16 protein-coding genes are annotated in these 19,125 nt (G+C 73.0%); 13 read left to right on the forward strand and 3 right to left on the reverse strand.

The features are described from left to right. The first annotated feature begins 137 nt into the window (after positions 1-137). From ACX6XY_RS00365 to ACX6XY_RS00380, 4 genes are all read left to right on the forward strand, one after another. Positions 138-713 carry an FkbM family methyltransferase gene (locus ACX6XY_RS00365; protein WP_460324984.1) on the forward strand — a complete coding sequence of 192 codons (576 nt, stop codon included), beginning with the start codon at positions 138-140 and terminating at the stop codon, positions 711-713. A 253-nt stretch (positions 714-966) separates the two neighbouring features. Continuing rightward, entirely contained in the window at positions 967-2,394 is a 1,428-nt protein-coding gene (gene argH, locus ACX6XY_RS00370; RefSeq protein ID WP_460324986.1) for an argininosuccinate lyase, read from the forward strand. A 138-nt stretch (positions 2,395-2,532) separates the two neighbouring features. Further along, complete coding sequence (locus ACX6XY_RS00375; protein WP_460324988.1) at positions 2,533-3,084, forward strand: TetR/AcrR family transcriptional regulator; 552 nt, start codon at positions 2,533-2,535, stop codon at positions 3,082-3,084. Beyond that, positions 3,081-4,649 carry an MFS transporter gene (locus ACX6XY_RS00380; RefSeq protein ID WP_460324990.1) on the forward strand — a complete coding sequence of 523 codons (1,569 nt, stop codon included), beginning with the start codon at positions 3,081-3,083 and terminating at the stop codon, positions 4,647-4,649. The genes ACX6XY_RS00375 and ACX6XY_RS00380 overlap by 4 nt, the downstream gene beginning before the upstream one ends. Positions 4,650-4,887: 238 nt before the next feature. Here the strand turns inward: ACX6XY_RS00380 and ACX6XY_RS00385 are convergent, their stop codons facing one another. Continuing rightward, a complete protein-coding gene (locus ACX6XY_RS00385) occupies positions 4,888-5,559 on the reverse strand; it encodes a lysophospholipid acyltransferase family protein (RefSeq protein ID WP_460324992.1) in 672 nt (223 codons plus the stop codon). Between the two features lie 284 nt (positions 5,560-5,843). Between ACX6XY_RS00385 and ACX6XY_RS00390 the strand changes: the two genes are divergently transcribed. The 3 genes from ACX6XY_RS00390 to ACX6XY_RS00400 all read left to right on the forward strand — a co-directional run bounded on the left by ACX6XY_RS00390 (position 5,844) and on the right by ACX6XY_RS00400 (position 8,280). Further along, the gene (locus ACX6XY_RS00390; RefSeq protein WP_460324994.1) at positions 5,844-7,064 is read left to right on the forward strand and encodes a glycerophosphodiester phosphodiesterase; all 1,221 of its coding nucleotides are present in this window, start codon (positions 5,844-5,846) and stop codon (positions 7,062-7,064) included. Between the two features lie 134 nt (positions 7,065-7,198). Further along, positions 7,199-7,744 carry a sigma-70 family RNA polymerase sigma factor gene (locus ACX6XY_RS00395; protein ID WP_460324996.1) on the forward strand — a complete coding sequence of 182 codons (546 nt, stop codon included), beginning with the start codon at positions 7,199-7,201 and terminating at the stop codon, positions 7,742-7,744. Between the two features lie 17 nt (positions 7,745-7,761). Further along, entirely contained in the window at positions 7,762-8,280 is a 519-nt protein-coding gene (locus ACX6XY_RS00400) for a GNAT family N-acetyltransferase (RefSeq protein ID WP_460324998.1), read from the forward strand. Here ACX6XY_RS00400 and ACX6XY_RS00405 read toward each other — a convergent pair. Together ACX6XY_RS00405 and ACX6XY_RS00410 are read right to left on the reverse strand one after the other, a co-directional pair. Then, positions 8,198-8,659, reverse strand: a complete 462-nt coding sequence (locus tag ACX6XY_RS00405; RefSeq protein WP_460325000.1) for a hypothetical protein — start codon at positions 8,657-8,659, stop codon at positions 8,198-8,200. The two genes, ACX6XY_RS00400 and ACX6XY_RS00405, sit on opposite strands and share 83 nt — an antisense overlap. After that, positions 8,640-8,999: a hypothetical protein gene (locus tag ACX6XY_RS00410; RefSeq protein WP_460325002.1), complete on the reverse strand. Its 360-nt coding sequence runs from the start codon at positions 8,997-8,999 to the stop codon at positions 8,640-8,642. Before ACX6XY_RS00410 ends, ACX6XY_RS00405 begins: the two co-directional genes overlap by 20 nt. A gap of 580 nt (positions 9,000-9,579) precedes the next feature. Between ACX6XY_RS00410 and ACX6XY_RS00415 the strand changes: the two genes are divergently transcribed. The 6 genes from ACX6XY_RS00415 to cobT all read left to right on the forward strand — a co-directional run bounded on the left by ACX6XY_RS00415 (position 9,580) and on the right by cobT (position 19,006). Further along, the gene (locus ACX6XY_RS00415; protein WP_460325004.1) at positions 9,580-10,632 is read left to right on the forward strand and encodes a methionine ABC transporter ATP-binding protein; all 1,053 of its coding nucleotides are present in this window, start codon (positions 9,580-9,582) and stop codon (positions 10,630-10,632) included. Then, positions 10,629-11,360 carry a methionine ABC transporter permease gene (locus tag ACX6XY_RS00420; protein WP_460325005.1) on the forward strand — a complete coding sequence of 244 codons (732 nt, stop codon included), beginning with the start codon at positions 10,629-10,631 and terminating at the stop codon, positions 11,358-11,360. Before ACX6XY_RS00415 ends, ACX6XY_RS00420 begins: the two co-directional genes overlap by 4 nt. Before the next feature lie 62 nt (positions 11,361-11,422). Next, entirely contained in the window at positions 11,423-12,247 is an 825-nt protein-coding gene (locus ACX6XY_RS00425) for a MetQ/NlpA family ABC transporter substrate-binding protein (RefSeq protein WP_460325007.1), read from the forward strand. Between the two features lie 150 nt (positions 12,248-12,397). Beyond that, on the forward strand, positions 12,398-13,090 hold the full coding sequence (locus ACX6XY_RS00430; RefSeq protein ID WP_460325009.1) for a GNAT family N-acetyltransferase: 693 nt from the start codon (positions 12,398-12,400) through the stop codon (positions 13,088-13,090). Positions 13,091-13,224: 134 nt separating this feature from the next. Then, complete coding sequence (cbiE, locus tag ACX6XY_RS00435; RefSeq protein ID WP_460325011.1) at positions 13,225-14,424, forward strand: precorrin-6y C5,15-methyltransferase (decarboxylating) subunit CbiE; 1,200 nt, start codon at positions 13,225-13,227, stop codon at positions 14,422-14,424. Positions 14,425-14,848: 424 nt separating this feature from the next. Beyond that, positions 14,849-19,006: a nicotinate-nucleotide--dimethylbenzimidazole phosphoribosyltransferase gene (gene cobT / locus ACX6XY_RS00440; protein WP_460325013.1), complete on the forward strand. Its 4,158-nt coding sequence runs from the start codon at positions 14,849-14,851 to the stop codon at positions 19,004-19,006. The last annotated feature ends 119 nt before the right edge of the window (positions 19,007-19,125 follow it).

The raw sequence follows: 19,125 nt of genomic DNA on the forward strand, positions 1-19,125 counted from the left end.
CGGACTCCGCCTCCACCGCGGCCTGAGTCAGGCCCCACCGCAGCCCGAGTGAGGCTCCCGCACGGCCCGAGCCGGGCTCCCTCGGGCCGTGCCACGCTGGGGGCGTGCGTCCGCCCGTACCGGGGGAGGGGCAGCGGATGAGGGCAGCATCGGCCGTGGAGCCTGACGTCGCGGCCATCCTGTGCGTACGCCTGGAGCCCGGTGACACCTTCGTGGACGTGGGCGCCGGATCCGGCCGCCACGCGCTGCTCGGAGCCAGGGTGACCGGGGCCAGCGGGCACGTCATCGCGGTGGAGCCGGACCCGCGCCGCCACCGGGTGCTCACGGCCCGGCTGGCCCGCCACGCCCCCGGCACCTACGCCGCGCCCGCGGTGGCCGCGCTCGACCGCAACGGAGCCGTCGAGCTGCCGCTCGGCGGGACGCCGGTACGGGTGCCCGCGGTGCGCCTGGACGACCTGCTGGCGGGCGTGCCGGACGTCACGCTGGTCAGGATCGACGCGGCGGGCGCCGAACACCGGGTCATACGCGCCATGGAGCGCGTGATCGCCCGCCAGCGGCCCGCCGTCGTCACCGAGTTCGTGCCGGAGGCGATCGCCGCCGCGGGCGCGGACCCGGACCAGGTCCTGGACCGGTACCGCGGGCTCGGCCTGGACGTCCACCGCGTCGCGTCCGGCCCCGGCGGCAGGCGCACGCTTCTGCTGCTGCCCCGCTGACTCCCGGCTGATCCCCGCTTAGCCTCGCTGATCCCCGCTGATCTCCGCTGATCTCCGCTGATCTCCGCGTAGCCCCGATCTCCCCGCGCCCCGACCCCGCATTGACGAATCATGCAGAAGTCTGCATACTCATGCATGGCAGTGAATCGGCCTGTCGTCGAAGACCGCCGCGCAACGCCAGACGCGGGCGCGGATCGCCCAGGCCCCGGCTGAGTAGCCTGCCCCCGAGCGCAGTACGACCTGAGGAGCAGCAGTGAGCAGCAACAGCGGTGACGTCCGGCTCTGGGGCGGTCGCTTCGCCGACGGGCCCGCCGAGGCCCTGGAAAAACTCTCCGCGTCCGTCCACTTCGACTGGCGACTGGCGCCGTACGACATCGCGGGATCCCGCGCCCACGCGCGCGTGCTGCACCAGGCGGGGTTGCTCACGGCCGACGAGCTGAGCCGCATGCTCGACGGGCTCGACCGCCTTGAGGCGGATGTCGCGGACGGCTCGTTCGTCGGCACCCTCGCGGACGAGGATGTGCACACCGCGCTGGAGCGGGGCCTGCTGGAGCGGCTCGGGCCCGACCTCGGCGGCAAGCTGCGGGCCGGACGGTCCCGTAACGACCAGGTGGCCACGCTGTTCCGGATGTATCTGCGCGACCACGCCCGGATCGTCGGGGGTCTGCTCGCCGACCTCCAGGAGGCGCTGGTCGGCCTGGCCGACGCACACCCGGACGTCGCCATGCCCGGCCGTACGCACCTCCAGCACGCCCAGCCCGTCCTCTTCGCGCACCATGTGCTGGCGCATGTGCAGGCGCTGTCCCGAGACGCCGAGCGGCTGCGCCAGTGGGACGAGCGCACGGCCGTCTCGCCGTACGGCTCGGGCGCGCTCGCCGGGTCGTCGCTCGGCCTGGACCCGGAGGCGGTCGCCAGTGACCTGGGCTTCGAGCGCGGGAGCGCGGGCAACTCCATCGACGGCACCGCGTCCCGTGACTTCGTCGCCGAGTTCGCCTTCATCACCGCGATGATCGGCGTCAACCTCTCGCGGATCGCGGAGGAGGTCATCCTCTGGAACACGAAGGAGTTCTCCTTCGTGACCCTGCACGACGCCTTCTCGACCGGCTCCTCGATCATGCCGCAGAAGAAGAACCCGGACATCGCCGAGCTGGCGCGCGGCAAGTCGGGACGGCTGATCGGCAATCTCACCGGTCTGCTCGCGACCCTGAAGGCCCTGCCGCTCGCGTACAACCGTGACCTCCAGGAGGACAAGGAGCCGGTCTTCGACTCCTGCGACCAGCTGGAGATCCTGCTGCCCGCCTTCACCGGCATGATGGCCACCCTGACCGTCAACCGGGAACGGATGGCGGAGCTGGCTCCGGCCGGGTTCTCGCTCGCGACCGACATCGCCGAGTGGCTGGTCAAGCAGGGGGTGCCGTTCCGGGTCGCGCACGAGGTCGCCGGTGAGTGCGTCCAGGAGTGCGAGCGGCACGGCATCGAGCTCGACCAGCTCACCGACGAGCAGTTCGCCAAGATCTCCGAGCATCTGACGCCCGAGGTGCGCACGGTCCTCAACGTGCCGGGCGCCCTGGCCTCGCGCGACGGCCGGGGCGGCACCGCGCCGTCGGCGGTCGCCGTCCAGCTGGCCGAGGTCAAGCGGGACCTGGCCGTTCAGCGGGCCTGGGCGCGGCCTGGGAAGTAGCGCGCACAGCGCCCTGCCGGGGCCCGGCCGCCAGCGTCATGGCGGCCGGGCCCCGGCGCGTTTCCGCGACCGGCCCGTGACACCGGACACTCGCCCCCATGTGAGACATTCATGTCTCACATGGGCTATCGTTGTCTCATGGCTGTTGATCGTGAACACGTGCTGCGCGCCGCCGCCGAGCTGCTGACCCGCCGGGCCACCGCCACCATGGACGAGGTGGCCAAGGCGGCCGGGATCAGCCGGGCCACCCTGCACCGGCAGTTCGCCGGGCGGGACGCGCTGGTCAAGGCGCTGGAGGAGCTCGGCCTGCGCCAGCTCGAAGAGACCCTCGACCGCGCGCGGCTCGACGAGGGGGACGCGTCCGGCGCGCTGCGGCGGCTGGTCGTCGAGGTGCAGCCGGTCGCCGGGTTCCTGGCCTTCCTGGTCACCGAGAACCAGCTCTTCGAGGGCGAACAGCAGCATCCGGGCTGGACGCGGATCGACGAGCGGTTCGCCGCGCTGTTCCGGCGCGGCCAGGAGGCGGGCGAGTTCCGCATCGACCTGACCCCGGCCTGGCTCACCGAGGCCCTGTACGGACTGATCGGCTCCGGCGCCTGGTCCGTACAGGACGGCCGCCTCGCGGCCAGAGACTTCCCATTCATGATCGTCGAGCTGCTGCTCGGCGGAGTACGACGGAGCGTGGAACGATGACCAGCACCCAGCAGCGGGTGGCCGACACCCACGGCGAACGGCGGTCCGGGCGCTGGCTCGCGCTCTCCGTGCTCGTCCTGGCCGTCCTGCTGGTCGCGGTCGACGTGACCGTACTGGGCCTCGCCACTCCGTTCCTGAGCGAGGACCTGAACCCGTCCGGCACCCAGCTGCTGTGGATCGGCGACGTCTACTCGTTCGTCATCGCGGGCCTGCTGGTGTCCATGGGCAGCCTGGGCGACCGGATCGGCCGGAAGAAGCTGCTGCTCGTCGGCTCGGTCGCGTTCGGCGGTGTCTCGCTGCTCAACGCGTACGCCACCAGCCCCGAGATGATGATCGCCGCACGGGCGCTGCTCGGTGTGGCGGGCGCGACCCTGATGCCGTCCACGCTGGCCCTGATCCGCAACATCTTCCACGACCCGAAGGAGCGCAGCCTCGCCGTCGGCATCTGGGGCGCGGCGGCGTCCGCGGGCGCGGCCGTCGGACCGGTGCTGGGCGGCTTCCTGCTGGAACACTTCTGGTGGGGCTCGGTCTTCCTGATCAACCTGCCGGTGATGGCCGTGCTGGTCGTCGTGGGCGTCAAGCTGCTGCCCGAGTCGCGCAACCCGGCGCCCGGACCCTGGGACCTGCTCAGTGTCGGCCTCTCGCTGGTCGGCATGGTCGCGGTGGTGTACGCGGTCAAGGAGGCCGCGGTGCACGGCGTCCGCTGGGACATCGCGGCCGCCGCCGCGGTCGGCGTCGGCGCTCTCGTCTGGTTCGCGCGGCGGCAGCTCACGCTCGACTCGCCGCTGCTCGACATGCGGCTGTTCCGGCACCGGGGGTTCTCCGGCGCGGTGCTGGCCGACCTGCTGACCATCCTCGGCCTGTCGGGGCTGGTCTTCTTCCTCTCCCAGTTCCTGCAACTGGTCCAGGGCCGCTCGCCCCTGGAGGCCGGGCTCATCGAACTGCCCGCCGCCGTGGGCGCGGTGCTGTTCGGCCTCGCGGCCGGAATGCTGGCCCGCAGGACGTCCGTACGGATCGCCATCTCCGGCGGTCTCACCGCGGTCGGCCTGGCGCTCGCCGCCTGCCTGGCGCTGGACGCCGACACCTCGGCGGGGTCGCTGATGGCGGCGCTGTTCGTCGGCGGGGCCGGGGCCGGGCTCGCCTTCACGGTGACCGCGGACGTCATCCTGTCCAGCGTCCCCAAGGAGCAGGCGGGAGCGGCGTCGGCGGTCTCCGAGACGGCGTACGAACTGGGCGCGGCGCTCGGCATCGCCCTGCTCGGCTCGATCGTCACGAGCACCTACCGGGGCTTCGTGACGCCTGACGGAGTGCCGGTGCAGGCGGCGGACACGGCTCGGGAGTCGCTCGGCGGCGCGGTGGAGACGGCCGCGAGCCTGCCGTCCGAGCAGGGCGCGGCACTCCTCGCGGCGGCCCGCGACACCTTCACGCGGGGCCTGGAGACGGCGGGCGCGGTGGGCGCGGCCGTACTGCTCGCCACGGCCGTGGGCGCCTGGTTCCTGCTGCGCGGGCAGCACCTCGAGGAGAGCGCCGAACTCGCGCCGCCAGCCCCCGCGGACGCGCGCTGACCGGCGCCGTGACGGCGAGTGCCGCGCGTGACCGGCGGGACAGCGGCGTCGTCAGGACGCTCGCGGCGGAACCACTGGAGCGCCGTCCCGCGCGCATCGCCGCGGTCAGCCCCGCCCGGTCATCGCGGCCCGCCCGCCTGGCGCGCCGGGGCACACGCCCCGGCGGGGACGCGGGGCCCGACAGCACGGACGCGCGCTCTGGCCGGGGCGCGTGCCCCGGCCAGAGCGCCGGGAGGCGCTACGCGGCCTTGGCCTTGGTGGCGTACATGTCCACGTACTCCTGACCCGACAGCGCCATGACCTCGGCCATCACCGAGTCCGTCACCGCGCGCAGCACATAGCGGTCCCGGCCCATGCCGTCGTAGCGCGAGAACTCCATCGGCTCGCCGAAGCGGACCGTGACCCGACCGGGCCGCGGCAGCCCTGCCCCGCCGGGCTGCAGCTTGTCCGTGCCGATCATCGCGAACGGCACCACCGGCGCGCCGGTCATCAGGGTCAGCCGGGCGATGCCGGTGCGGCCGCGGTAGAGGCGGCCGTCGGGAGAGCGGGTGCCCTCCGGGTAGATGCCGAAGACCCGGCCGTCCTCCAGGACCCGACGTCCCGTCATCAGCGCCGCGACACCGCCGTTCGCGCCGTCCCGGTCCACCGGGATCATGCCGACCCCGGTGAAGAACCAGGCCATCAGGCGGCCCTTGAGTCCCTTGCCCGTGACGTACTCGTCCTTGCCGATGAACAGCACCTGCCGGTCGCAGACCAGCGGCAGGATCATCGAGTCGATGAACGTCAGGTGGTTGCCCGCGAGAATCACGGGCCCGGACCCCGGAATGTTCTCGGCGCCCTCCACGCGTGGGCGGAACATCAGGCGCATGACCGGTCCGAGCACTGCCTTGATGAACGCAAAGCGGGACAACTAGTCCTCCGGTGTCAAGGGGTGAGCGTGGGGTCGGTGCAGATTCGGTGCAGGTGAGGACGATACTCGCGGGTCCGCGCGGTTTGCACATCGGGTTCATGGGATGGATACGAAGTGTTGACGTGTATGCGCGCTCTGTTTGCCCCAGAGTCTCCCTTGTCACAGGCGTAGCCACCTAGCATCGGTGCTCGCCGTGACAGGTGCTGGACATCACATCGGGCGCCGAACAGACGTCCGTGGACGCGGAGTCGACCCAGCAGTGGACCGCGAAAGGGAGGAGCCCCATGACGCAGGGCAGTTCGCAGGAGCAGCACGCAGGTACGGGCACGGGCACGGGCACAGAGACGGGTACGGGGGCGGGCGCCGCCGTGAGGCCGGGCCGCCGCGCGGTCCTGGGCGCCGCCGCACTCGGCGCGGGCGGCGCCGCGCTCGGCCTGTCGGGCACGGCGGCAGCCGCTGACGGGCAGCGCACCGGCGGCGGCCACGGCCGGCGCCTGCCGGTCCCGGCCGTGGTGGCGCACCGCGGCGCCAGCGGCTACCGCCCGGAGCACACCTTCGGCGCGTACCAACTGGCGCTCGACATGGGCGCGCACGTCATCGAGCAGGACCTGGTGCCCACCAAGGACGGCCATCTCGTATGCCGTCACGAGAACGCCATCACCGGCACCACCGATGTCGCGGACCACCCGGAGTTCGCCGACCGCGAGGTGACCAAGTCGGTGGACGGCGTCGAGCACACCGGCTGGTTCACCGAGGACTTCACGCTCGCCGAGCTCAAGACGCTGCGCGCGGTGGAGCGCATCCCCGGCACCCGGCAGCACAACACCCTCTACAACGGCCGCTGGACCGTGCCCAGCTTTGCGGAGGTGCTGCGCTGGGCGGACAGGGAGGGCCGACGGCGCGGCCGTAAGGTGTGGCTGCACGTCGAGACCAAGCACCCCAGCTACTTCCGCGGCATCGGCCTCGGCCTGGAGGAGCGGCTGGCCGCGCTGCTGCGCCGGTGCGGGCGGCACCGCAAGCACTCGCCGACCTTCCTGCAGTCCTTCGAGCCCAGCAGCATGGAGCGGATGGCGCGCCTGGTCGACACGCCGCGCGTGGTGCTGCTGTGGACCGCCGACTCCCAGCCGTGGGACTTCGTCCAGGCGGGCGACCCGCGCACGGTCGCCGATCTGATCACGCCCGACGGCCTGGCGTGGATCGCCTCGTACGCCCAGGGCATCGGCCCGCTGGCCGACCTGGTCATCCCCAAGAACGCCGACGGCAGCCTGGGCACACCGACCACCCTGGTCCGGGACGCGCACGCGAAGAACCTGGTGCTGCACCCGTACACGATGCGCAACGAGAACCGCTTCCTGCCGACGGAGTTCCGGCGCGGCACCGACCCGAACGCCTACGGCGACTCCCTCGGCGCGTTCCGGCGCTACTTCGAGACGGGCATCGACGGGATCTTCACGGACAACCCGGACACGGGCCTGCTCGCGGCCGCCGACTTCAGGAAGGCCTGACCCTCCAGGGCCCGCCGCGTCAGCCCCGCCGCGCCAAAGCCCGCCGCGTCAAGGCCTGATCAAGAGCCCGCCCGCACGGGTGAGCCGCGGCCGCCCCGGCAACCGACCGCCGGGGCGGCCGCGTCCCGCCCGATATGACCCCTCATGTATCAGACCTGGTGGGCGCGTTGCGCCCGCTCCTCACCGCCGAGGCCGCCGCCGAGGCGCTGGCCTCCGGAGCCGACCCGGCCGACCTCGAACAGGCGGTGTGGCTGCGCCTGCTGGAGCGCCTGGACGCCGACGACCCGCCGCCCGACCCCGCCCGCTGGCTGCGCCTGGCCGTACACGACGAAGCACGGCGCGCCCGCCGCCGGGCGCGCCGGGAGCAGCCGTACGCCGTCGAGCCCGCGGCCCTGCCGGACGGCGGTCCGGAAGGCGCCGCCCTGACCGCCGAGCGGCGCCGCACGGTACGCGCGGCCGTGCGGCGGCTGCCGGGCCGCTGCCCCCGGCTGATGGCCGCCCTGCTGTCCCCGAAGGACCTGACCTACCGGGAGATCGCAGGGGAGTTGGGTATCTCACAGGGGTCTTTGGGGCCAGAACGTTCCCGTTGCCTGGGATGCCTGCGCAGAATGCTCGCGGCGGAGGTTGCGCTGCCTGAGCGGCGGGCACAGGTGCTCAGAAGGCAACCGGCGGACAGGTGAGCGGGAGGCATGCGCACATGGGCATGAGCGTGACCATCTCTGCGGCGGCGACCGAGCAGGACGCCGAGCAGATACTGAAACTGCAGTACCTCTGCTATCAGAGCGAGGCCGAGCTGTACGGCGACTACTCCATCGAACCGCTCACCCAGTCGCTGGCGTCCGTCAAGGCCGAACTGGGCGACGGCTGCGTCCTGGTGGCCCGGCTCGGCGACGAGGTGGTGGCCTCGGTGCGCGGCACCGTGGACGCCGACGGCACCGCGCGGATCGGCAAGCTCGTCGTGCACCCGAGGATGCAGCGGCACGGACTGGGCGGACGGCTGCTCACCGCCGTGGAGGCGCGGCTCGGCGAGCAGGGCGGCGTCAAGCGTTTCCAGCTCTTCACCGGCCACCGCAGTGAGACCAACCTCCAGCTGTACCGCAAGCACGGCTATCTGCCGGTCGCGAGCGACCGGGTCAACGCCCGGCTGACGCTGCTGACTCTGGCGAAGGACGCCGCAGCCAGTACAGCGCCGTCACCGGCAGCAGCACAGGGATGAACAGATAGCCCATCCCGAACTCGGACCAGACCGTGGCATCCGGGAACGCCGAGGGGGCGACCAGCGTCCAGACGCCCACCACCACGACGCCCACCAGCTCGGCGGCGCAGCACACCAGCGCCGCCCTGCGGGCCGCCTCGCCGCCGCGTACCAGGGTGTAGGCGATGAACGCGTACACCAGCGCGGCGACAGCGGACAGCGAGTACGCCAGCGGCGCCCGGTCGAACTCGGTGGAGATCTGGTAGGCGGAGCGCGAGACGGCGCCGACCACCATCACGCCGTACAGCCAGACCAGGACCAGACCCGGACCCGAGATCAGACGTGTCGGACGCGTTCCCCCGGTGTCCCGCCTGGCCATCTCAGCCTCCCCAGATGTCATACAGCCGTACCTCGAGCACGGCCAGCACCACCGCGCCCGCCGCGACCGTCACCGAGCCCCAGCGGGTGCGCTCGGCCAGCGACAGAAAGCCCGCGGCCGGGACGCACAGCGCCGAGCCGACCAGATACGACACGAACAGCGTCGCCCCCTGGTCCGGCTTCTCGCCGCGCGCCAGCTGCACGATCCCGACCACCAGCTGGGCCACGGCGAACAGCGTCACCACCGCCATGCCGATGAAGTGCCAGTCCTTGGTCGGCTGGTCGCGGTAGGCGGCATAGCCGCACCACGCGGCGAGTGCGAGCGCGGACACGGCGGTCGCGACCGTCAGGGCAGCAAGCATGCGGCGAGCCTATTACGGGACGAAAGGCCTGCCGCGAGCGCCCCCGCGCAGGGGCGCGGACCGTGGCGTTGGCCACAAGCGCGCGCTCCGGCAAGGCCCGCCGCCGCCCTCGTCGCACCCGCGAGGCCGGGGGTGTCCACGCAGGCCACGGCCGGTGGAGCGGCCACCGCGGCAGGGGCCGGGCGGCCCCCGCCGCGTCCTCAGGCCGGACGAATCTGTCCGCTATACGGACAGCATCGATCGCTGAGCGCCCCGTTCTGTTTTACTGGGGCCCATGACCACGACGAGCAGCCGCACCCTTGCGACCGAGGCGAAGATGACGCCCGGTGCTCGTCGCATGTGTCGAATGTGCGACTTCTGAGGGCCCCCGCACAACAGCCTCGCGCCCCGAAGCGAACCCGCTGAGCCCGTCCGTACGCCACCCGCGCCCGGACCGGCCGCGCCCCGCGCACACGTTGTCCCCACCGGCCTCGTACGCCTGTGACACCCCGTAGCGCATGCGGCACCCCGCACCCTGCAACGACGAATGCCCCGTGCCCGGCGACGACCTCGCCGCGCACTCGACAGTGACGGAAACCCTGTGATCACCACTACGGGCCTGACGAAGATCTATCGGGCCGACCGCTCGCGCGGCCGCGAGGTCACCGCCCTGGACGGCGTCGACCTCCATGTGCGCGAAGGCGAGGTCTACGGAGTCATCGGCCAGAGCGGCGCCGGAAAGTCCTCGCTGATCCGCTGCGTCAACCTGCTGGAACGCCCCACATCGGGCACCGTGACCGTGGACGGCGCCGACCTCACCGCACTCGCCGGACGCGGCCCCCGTGCGGGCAAGGAGCTCCGCGCGGCGCGCAGCCGCATCGGCATGGTCTTCCAGCACTTCAACCTGCTGGCCTCGCGCACCGTACGGGACAACGTGGAACTCCCGCTGGAGATCCTCGGCGTATCCGGCCGCGAGCGCACCCGCAAGGCACACGAACTGCTCGACCTGGTCGGCCTGTCCGACAAGGCCGCCAGCTACCCCAGCCAGCTCTCCGGCGGCCAGAAGCAGCGCGTCGGCATCGCCCGCGCTCTGGCGGGCGACCCCAAGGTGCTGCTCTCCGACGAGGCGACCAGCGCCCTGGACCCCGACACCACCCGCTCGATCCTCGACCTGCTGCGCGATCTCAACCGGCAGCTCGGCCTGACCGTCCTGCTCATCACGCACGAGATGGACGTCGTCAAGCAGATCTGCGACTCCGCCGCCCTGATGGAGCGCGGCCGCGTCGTCGAGTCCGGCACCGTGCACGACCTGCTCGCCACACCGGGCTCCGAGCTGGCCACGGCGCTCTTCCCGGTCAGCGGGGACGCGTCGGGCGAGGACCGCACCGTCGTCGACGTCACCTTCCACGGCGACACCGCGACCCAGCCGGTCATCTCCCAGCTGTCCCGCACGTACAACGTCGACATCTCGATCCTGGGCGCCGCGATGGACACCGTCGGCGGCAAGCAGGTCGGCCGGATGCGCATCGAACTGCCCGGACGCTTCGAGGACAACGTCGTGCCCATCGGCTTCCTGCGCGAGCAGGGCCTGCAAGTAGACGTGGCGGGCCGCCCGGCGGTCCCGTCCCAGCTGGTCGAGGAGAGCGCCAAGTGACCTGGTCGGAGATGCAGCCGCTGCTCACGCAGGCCTGCTGGGACACCCTCTACATGGTCGGCCTCTCGACCCTGATCGCCGTCGTGGGCGGGCTGCCGCTCGGCGTCCTGCTGGTCCTCACCGACCGCGACGGGCTGCTGCGGAACACCGTGCTGAACAAGGTCCTGGGCCAGCTCGTGAACATCGCGCGCTCGATGCCCTTCATCATCCTGATGGTCGCGCTGATGTCCTTCACCCGCTGGATCACCGGCACCACCATCGGCGTCGAGGCCGCGATCGTGCCCCTGTCCATCGGTGCGATCCCGTTCTTCGCGCGGCTGGTGGAGACCGCCGTACGCGAGGTCGACCACGGCCTCGTCGAGGCCGTACAGGCCATGGGCGGCAACACCTGGACCGTGGTCCGCAAGGTCCTGGTGCCCGAGTCGCTGCCCTCGCTGGTCTCCAGCGCCACCACCACGGTCGTCGTCCTCATCGGCTACTCGGCGATGGCCGGGACCGTGGGCGCGGGCGGCCTCGGCGACATCGCGATCCGCTACGGCTACCAGCGCTTCGAGTCCGGCCTGATGTGGATCACCGTGGGCATCCTGGCGGTCGTCATCTCGGCCATCCAGCTCACCGGCGACTACACGGCCCGCTCGCTCTCCCGCCGCGGCCGCGGCTCCACGGCCCCCCGGCTGCGCCTGCTGCGGAACACCGCACCGGCCGCCGCCCCGTCACAGACTTCCTGACCCGCACCGACACCCGTAACCGGGTGGCACCACCGCACCACTCATGGAGAAAGGCACTTTTCGTGCGTAATACCGTAAAGATCACCAGCGCCGTCCTGGCCGTCGGAGCCCTCACCCTCGGCCTCACCGCCTGCGGTTCCGACTCCGGCTCCGGCTCGGGCGGCGACGCCCTGGTCGTCGCCGCCAGCCCGACCCCGCACGGCAAGATCCTCGAGTACGTCCGGGACAACCTGGCCGCCAAGGAGGACCTCAAGCTCGAGGTCAAGGAGTTCACCGACTACGTCCTGCCGAACACCGCGACCCAGGACGGCTCGGTCGACGCCAACTTCTTCCAGCACAAGCCGTACCTGGACGACTTCAACAAGAAGAACGGCACCGACATCGTCCCGGTCGCCGACGTCCACCTGGAGCCGCTCGGCCTCTACTCCGAGAAGATCGAGAAGCTGGACGCGCTCGCCAAGGGCGCGACCGTCGCCCTTCCGAACGACACCACCAACGAGGCGCGCGCGCTCAAGCTGCTCGACGCCAACGGTGTCATCACGCTGAAGGACGGCGCGGGCAACGACGCGACCCCCAAGGACATCGCCGAGAACCCGAAGGGGCTGAAGTTCAAGGAGCTGGAGGCGGCCCAGCTGCCCCGCTCGCTCGGTGACGTGGACGCCGCGGTGATCAACGGCAACTACGCGGTGGAGGCCGACCTCAGCCCGGCCGATGACGCCCTGGTCCAGGAGACGGCCAAGGGCAACCCGTACGCCAACCTGCTGGCCGTCAAGAAGGGCGACGAGAACGACCCGCGGGTCGCCAAGCTCGTCAAGCTGCTCCAGTCCCCCGAGGTCAAGAAGTACATCGAGAAGGAGTTCGACGGCGCGGTGCTGCCCGCGTTCTGACGGGCCGCCCAACCGTCCGCACGCGTGTCTGACGGACCGTCGTCTACCACGGGGCCCGCACCCGCCAAGGTGCGGGCCCCGTGGTGCGGTTGCCCGCTGTGATGCTGCATGCTGGGGCACTTCAGCATCCTGCAGTGACGGAGCGGCGCGATGAAGACGGCCCACCTGGTGTTCCCGGACATCTCCATCAGTACGGAGCGGCTGGTGCTGCGCCCCTTCGACGAGGTGGACGTCCAGGCCTGCGTCGAGATGATGAACGACGAACTGGTCACCTCCTGGACCGCCGTGCCGCACCCCTACACCGAGGCCGACGCCCGAGAGTGGGTCACCAGGCTCGCCCCCGCCGAGCGCGCCGAAGGCCGCGGCATCGTGTTCGCCGTCACCGAGTTCCTCACCCAGCGACTGGTCGGCGTCGTGCACCTCCAGCACACCGACTGGCGGGTACGGGCGACCGAGATGTCCTACGTCATCGCCCCCTGGGCCCGCGGCGAGGGCTACGCGGCCGAGGCCGCCGTCGCCGTCGCCCAGTGGCTGTTCCGCGACCAGAAGTTCGAGCGCCTGGAGCTGCGCACCGCCGCCGACAACACCGCCGCCCAGCAGGTCGCGCAGAAGATCGGCTGCGTCAGCGAAGGGGTGCTGCGCGGCGCGTGGATAGCGCGCACCTGGAACGACCGCGGCGCTGACGGAGACGCTGACGGCGGCACCGGCGGCGACGGCTGGCAGGACGTACGCACCGACCTGATCGTCTGGAGCCTGCTGCCCGAGGACTTCGACGGCGTCACCGAGCAGCTCGCCGACGCCTCCGGCTACACCGACTTCTCCGACTTCTCCGAGTGGAACTGATCCGCACGCGCCCCGGCCCGCGCGAGCGGGTACGCTCACGTTGCCCTGGCCGCCGCTCGCTGACGGCCTGCTCAGGGGCGGTTCGCGTACCCCCTGTTCACGACCTCCGAGAACCCCACAGGAGACTGACGACGATGGCCGACCGGGTCACGGTGATCGGCTGGGACGGCTCGCCGCTGACCGAGGCGGCCAGCTCCGCACTCGCCGCCGCCACGCTGGTGGCGGGCGCGGCGCACCACCTGGCGCTGCCCGAGGTGCCCGAGGCGGCGGAGCGCGTCCGGCTCGGCAGCGTCACGCTGGCCGCCCGGCGGATCGCCGCCCACCGGGGCACCGCCGTGGTCCTGGCCGACGGCGACCCCGGATTCTTCGGCGTCGTCCGCACCCTGCGCGCACCCGAGCACGGCTTCGAGGTCGAGGTGATCCCCGCCGTCTCCGCCGTCGCCCAGGCCTTCGCGCGCGCCTCGATGCCCTGGGACGACGCCCAGGTCGTGGTCGCGCACACCCGCACCCTGCGCCGCGCGGTCAACGTCTGCCGCGCCCACCCCAAGGTCGCGGTGCTCACCTCGCCGGGCGCGGGCCCCGCCGAGCTGGCCCTGCTCCTCGACGGCGTGCACCGCACCTTCGTCATCTGCGAGGAACTGGGCACCACACGGGAGCAGGTCACCGTCCTCACCTCGGACAAGGTCGCCGACCGCGCCTGGCGCGACCCGAACGTCGTCCTCGTCATCGGCGGCCAGGCCTCCGCCGACACCGGCTGGCTCGCGGGCCGTGACCCGGCCGCCCGGCCGCGCGGCTGGGCGCTGCCCACCGGCGAGTACGGGGGCGAGCTGCCGGAAGGGGAGAACCAGCAGTTGCGCGCGGCCCAGCTCGCGCGCCTCGGCCCCCGTGTCGGAGACCTCCTCTGGGACATCGGCTGCGGCAGCGGCGCCCTGGCGGCCGAGGCCGCGCGGCTCGGCGCCGCCGTGATCGCCGTCGACCGCGACGCCGACGCCTGCGGGCGCACCGCGGCCGTCGCCCGCCGCTTCGGGGTCCAGCCGCAGATCCTGCACGGAACCGCGCCGCTCGTCCTGGAGGACCTGCCCGAGCCCGACGTCGTACGGGTAGGGGGCGGGGGAGCGGCCGTGGTCTCGGCGGTCGCCGACCGCAGGCCCGAGCGGATCGTGACGCACGCCGCCACCCGCGACGAGGCCGAACTGATCGGCCGGGACCTCACCGAGCACGGATACGCCGTCGAGTGCGCCCTGTTGCAGTCCGTGGAACTGGACACCCGAGCCTGGACGGAACGCGAGCGCGCGGTCGCCTTCCTCCTCTCCGGGGAACTGGGAGCGCGCTAGGACTGGCCTGCCTGACGGACACGCCCTGGCGCCCCTGAGGCCGGGCGTGCGCTCGGACCGCGCCCCGTGACCATGCCGCCGCGAGGCGAGCGGTAGGCTGGCCGATTGTTGTACCACGCCAGGACGTTCGTCGGTTTATCCGTCAATGCCTTAAAGGTGCGCCCGATTTGGGGTGTCTGTGGTACTGCGGGAACCGGGAGGGACGCGCGACGTGGCGCAGTCCACAGCGGGCTGTGGCGGATCCACTGCCACAGTGGTGGGTGCGGCCGCGACAATGGCCTAGGCGTTTTTGCGCTTTGTCGTTTTGTCGATGGGTCGTTCGTGCCGCGCGGCGCGCACGCTCGTTCTTGTCCATGGGTGGCCGACGCGCCGCCCCTGGGCGAGCCGGCCGAAGGAGAGCACGACCAATGGGCGAGGGGTACGCATGACCGACACCGGCCAGGTCCCGAGTGAGGGACTGCCTCAGGACGCGGGCACGGTGGAGCAGCCGGGCACGCCTGCCTCGGGTGTGCACACCTTCATCGCCCCCGCGGAGACCGCGACGGACGATGACGATCAGCTGCTGATGCCGGGCGCGCAGGGAGCGTGGACCGAGGGGCAGCCGGGCCCGTCGGCGGCCGCGCAGCCGACGCCGCAGCCCGCGCCCGAACCCGGCCCGCACGAGACAGCGGGCCGCGACAGCGGCTCGATCGACCTCGGAGCGGTCCGCGTGCCGGGCCCGTCGCCCGCGCCCGACGCGTCGTCCGACCACGCCGTGCCGCCGCAGAGCGGCCCCGCGCGGCGCCCGTTGCACCTGGGTCCGCCCGTGCCGGGTGCGATGGCGGGCCCGGTGCGCTCGCTCGCGGACCGCGGTCCGGCCGCCGGTCCGGCACCCGCGGCGCCCAGCGTCGGACCCGCCGGTCCGGTGCGTGGACCGTCCACCACGGGCCCGGAGTACCTCGACGTTCCGGGCCCGCAACCCGGCGAGACGCCCCCGCAGGGGGCGGCCCCGTGGGCACCGCAGTCCCCTGTGTCGACCGCGGAAACGGTCGTCCCGAGCGCCACAGACGCCACACCGTCCCCGGAGCCTTCGGCGCCGGTGGGCCAGTTCGTCCCGGTCGACGGCCAGATTCCGGTCACCCCGCACCTGGCGCCGACCCCGCCCCACGCCATGACCGTGACCCCAACCGTCGACGCGCCACCGGCCACGGACGGCCAGCCCGTCACGTCCAGTGCATATACGCAACCCGGCGTCGCGCCCGGCAACAGCGCCCAGGCGGCGTCCGGCGGTGCGGCGCAGCCCGCTGCCGTGGCTGGCCCTAACGCTCAGGCGGCCACAGCGCCGGACACCGCCCCGCGGACCGTCACCTCGCCCGACACCGCTGGGCAGCCCACAGCCGCACAAGGCGCCGACGAGCGGACCGCCCCCGCGCCGGGCACGGACGGGCAGCCCGACGAGCAGAGCCCCGTCGACGCCGCGCAGGCCGCCGCCCAGTCCCCCAACGGCGAGCCGCAGGCCGCCGCGTCGGCCGGTGCTGGCGTCCAGTCGGCTTCGGTGCCGGGTGCTGACGCCCAGGCGGTCGCCGCGCCTGGTGTGGTGGCGCAGCCCGTTGGTGTGCCAGAAGGTGACGGCCAGGCTGTCGGGGCGTTGGGCGCGGATGGTCAGGTTGTCCCGGTGCCGGGCGTTGACGCCCAGGCGGTCGCCGCGCCCGGTGTGGTGGCGCAGCCCGTTGGTGCGCCAGAAGGTGACGGTGGGTCTGTCGCGGTGTCGGGTGGCGAGCCGCAGGCCGCCGCGTCGGCCGGTGTTGGTGCCCAGTCGGCTTCGGTGCCGGGTGCTGACGCCCAGGCGGTCACCGCGCCTAGTGTGGTGGCGCAGCCCGTTGGCGCGCCAGAAGGTGACGGTGGGTCTGTCGCGGTGTCGGGTGGCGAGCCGCAGGCCGCCGCGTCGGCCGGTGCTGGCGTCCAGGCTGCCGTGCTGCCGGGCGCGGATGGTCAGGCCGCGATGTCTGGCGCGGATGCGCAGGCCACAGCAGTGGCGGGTGCTGACGGTCAGGCAGCCGTCGTACCCGCCGCCCCCGCTGGGCAGGTCGCTGCCGAGCCCGGCACCGATGCGCATAGCGCAGCCGCGCAGAGCGCCGATGTGCCGGTTGCCCCCGTGCCGGGCGCGGATGGGCAGGCCGACGGCGAGTCGGCGGCGGTGCCCGGCGACGCTGCACAGGCCGCCGCCGCGCCGGACGCTGACGCCCAGTCGGCCGACGGGCTCGGCACCGCTCGGCCAGGCTCGGACCGCCAGCCGGACGCGACGCCCGCCACCGACGACCAGGCCGCCGTCCTGCCCGTACGCGACGGCCAGCCGACTGCCGCGCACGGCGCGGGCGGCCAGGCCACCGCCCCGTCGAGCGCGCCCGACGCGGACACGCGGCCCGCCATGCCTGACGCCAACGCGCAGGAAGCCGCCGCGCTCCCCTCTGACAGCGAGGCCACCACCGCTGCCGCACCACCCGCACCACCCGCACCCCACGCCACCCCGGAGTCCGCGCTGAACCCGACAGCCGTCGAGGCCACCTCCACCGACGAAGGCCAGACGGCCCCGCTCCCCGCCGACGAAGCCAGGGAACCGGCCGCAGCGGCAGGGGGCTCGGGCCCCGAGGGTCCCGAGAGCCCCGAGCCGTCCGGGGCCCTGGCGACCTCCGAAGCCCCGAAGCCTCCGCAGTCCCCGCAGTCCCCGCAGTCGCCAGAGACTCCGGGAGCCCTGGAGACTCTGGAGCCCCAAGAGGGCCCGGAGTTCCTGGAGCCTCAGGAGCCTCAAGGGACCTGGGAGCTCCAGGGGGCCCAGCAGCCCCCACAGCCCCAAGAGCCGACCGCCGCCCCCGCTCCCGCCCCCGGCTACGACGACGCCGAGCGCGCCGCCGTGCTGCGCGTCATGCGCGAGCGCCGCGACATCCGCAACGGCTTCCGCAGCGACCCCATCCCGCACGAGGTGCTGCTCCGCGTCCTGGAGGCCGCCCACACCGCCCCCAGCGTCGGCCACTCGCAGCCCTGGGACTTCGTCGTCATCCGCTCCGCCGACACCCGGCGCGCGATGCACGAGCTGGCCACCCGCCAGCGCGAGGCGTATGCCAAGTCCCTCCCCAAGGGCCGCGCCAAGCAGTTCAAGGAACTGAAGATCGAGGCGATCCTCGACACCCCGGTGAACATCGTCGTCACCGCCGACCCCACCCGCGGCGGCCGCCACACCCTCGGCCGCCACACCCAGCCCCAGATGGCCCCGTACTCCTCGGCCCTCGCCGTCGAGAACCTCTGGCTCGCCGCCCGCGCCGAAGGCCTCGGCGTCGGCTGGGTCAGCTTCTTCGACGAGCGCGAGATGGTCCGCGAACTGGGCCTGCCCGACCACCTGGAGGTCGTGGCGTACCTCTGCGTCGGATACGTCGACGAGTTCCCCGACGAGCCGGAGCTGATGTCCGCCGGGTGGTCCAAGCGCCGCCCGCTGTCCTGGGTCGTCCACGAGGAGACGTACGGCCGCCGCGCGCTGCCCGGCGAAGAGCCGCACGACCTGCTCGCCGAGACCGTCGCGGGCATCCGCCCGCTGGACGCCAAGGCACTCGGCGAGGCCTGGGAGCGGCAGAAGCGGATGACCAAACCAGCTGGCGCGCTCGGCATGCTGGAGATCATCTCCGCACAGCTCAGCGGCCTGTCCCGGATGTGCCCGCCGCCCATCCCGGAGCCCGCGGCCGTCGCGATCTTCGCGGGCGACCACGGCGTGCACGCCCAGGGCGTCACCCCCTGGCCGCAGGAGGTGACCGGCCAGATGGTCGCCAACTTCCTCGGCGGCGGCGCGGTCTGCAACGCCTTCGCCAACCAGGTCGGCGCCGAGGTCTGCGTCATCGACGTCGGCGTCGCCTCCGACCTCCCGGCCACCCCCGGCCTGCTGCCCCGCAAGGTCAGGGCCGGTACGGCGGACATGACCACCGGGCCCGCCCTCACCCGAGAGGAGGTCAAGGCCGCCGTCGAGGTCGGCATCGACACCGCCCGCGACCTGGTGGCGGCCGGGAACAAGGCGCTGCTCACCGGCGAGATGGGCATCGCCAACACCACCGCGTCGGCCGCCCTGATCTCCGTCTTCACCGGCGCCGACCCGGCCGAGGTCACCGGCCGCGGCACCGGCATCAACGACGAGACCCTGGCCCGCAAGACCGACGTCGTCCGCCGCGCCCTGGAACTCCACCAGCCCGACCCGGCGGACCCGATCGGCGTCCTGGCGGCCGTCGGCGGCCTGGAGCACGCCGCGATCGTCGGCCTGCTGCTCGGCGGCGCGTCCCTGCGTACGCCGGTGATCCTGGACGGCGTCAGCGCCGGAGCCGCCGCCCTGGTGGCCCGCGCGATCGCCCCGGAGGCCCTGGCGGCCTGCGTCGCCGGGCACCGCAGCGCCGAGCCGGGCCATGTCGCCGCCCTGAACAAGCTCGGCCTGCGCCCGCTGGTCGATCTGGACCTGCGCCTCGGCGAGGGCACCGGCGCGCTGCTGGCCCTCCCGGTGGTGCAGAGCGCGGCGCGGGCGATGCACGAGGTGGCGACCTTCGACTCGGCGGGTGTCACGGAGAAGTAGCACACGGCAAGCGCGGTGCGGGCCCGTACTCTGGACCCGCACCACGCCGCACCCCCACCGCCTCACGTCAGACCCCATCACCGCACGCCAGACGCCGCTCCACCGCCGCAGCGGCCCGC

This window comes from Streptomyces sp. O3, from assembly GCF_054788135.1.

Excerpts from the sequence above, each read along its gene's own strand:
- ACX6XY_RS00390 (WP_460324994.1), top strand. The coding sequence starts at position 5,844 with ATGACGCAGGGCAGTTCGCAGGAGCAGCACGCAGGTACGGGCACGGGC.
- ACX6XY_RS00410 (WP_460325002.1), bottom strand. The coding sequence starts at position 8,999 with ATGCTTGCTGCCCTGACGGTCGCGACCGCCGTGTCCGCGCTCGCACTC.
- ACX6XY_RS00405 (WP_460325000.1), bottom strand. The coding sequence starts at position 8,659 with ATGACATCTGGGGAGGCTGAGATGGCCAGGCGGGACACCGGGGGAACG.
- ACX6XY_RS00395 (WP_460324996.1), top strand. The coding sequence starts at position 7,199 with ATGACCCCTCATGTATCAGACCTGGTGGGCGCGTTGCGCCCGCTCCTC.
- ACX6XY_RS00430 (WP_460325009.1), top strand. The coding sequence starts at position 12,398 with ATGAAGACGGCCCACCTGGTGTTCCCGGACATCTCCATCAGTACGGAG.
- ACX6XY_RS00400 (WP_460324998.1), top strand. The coding sequence starts at position 7,762 with ATGGGCATGAGCGTGACCATCTCTGCGGCGGCGACCGAGCAGGACGCC.
- ACX6XY_RS00375 (WP_460324988.1), top strand. The coding sequence starts at position 2,533 with ATGGCTGTTGATCGTGAACACGTGCTGCGCGCCGCCGCCGAGCTGCTG.
- cbiE (WP_460325011.1), top strand. The coding sequence starts at position 13,225 with ATGGCCGACCGGGTCACGGTGATCGGCTGGGACGGCTCGCCGCTGACC.
- ACX6XY_RS00380 (WP_460324990.1), top strand. The coding sequence starts at position 3,081 with ATGACCAGCACCCAGCAGCGGGTGGCCGACACCCACGGCGAACGGCGG.
- cobT (WP_460325013.1), top strand. The coding sequence starts at position 14,849 with ATGACCGACACCGGCCAGGTCCCGAGTGAGGGACTGCCTCAGGACGCG.
- ACX6XY_RS00365 (WP_460324984.1), top strand. The coding sequence starts at position 138 with ATGAGGGCAGCATCGGCCGTGGAGCCTGACGTCGCGGCCATCCTGTGC.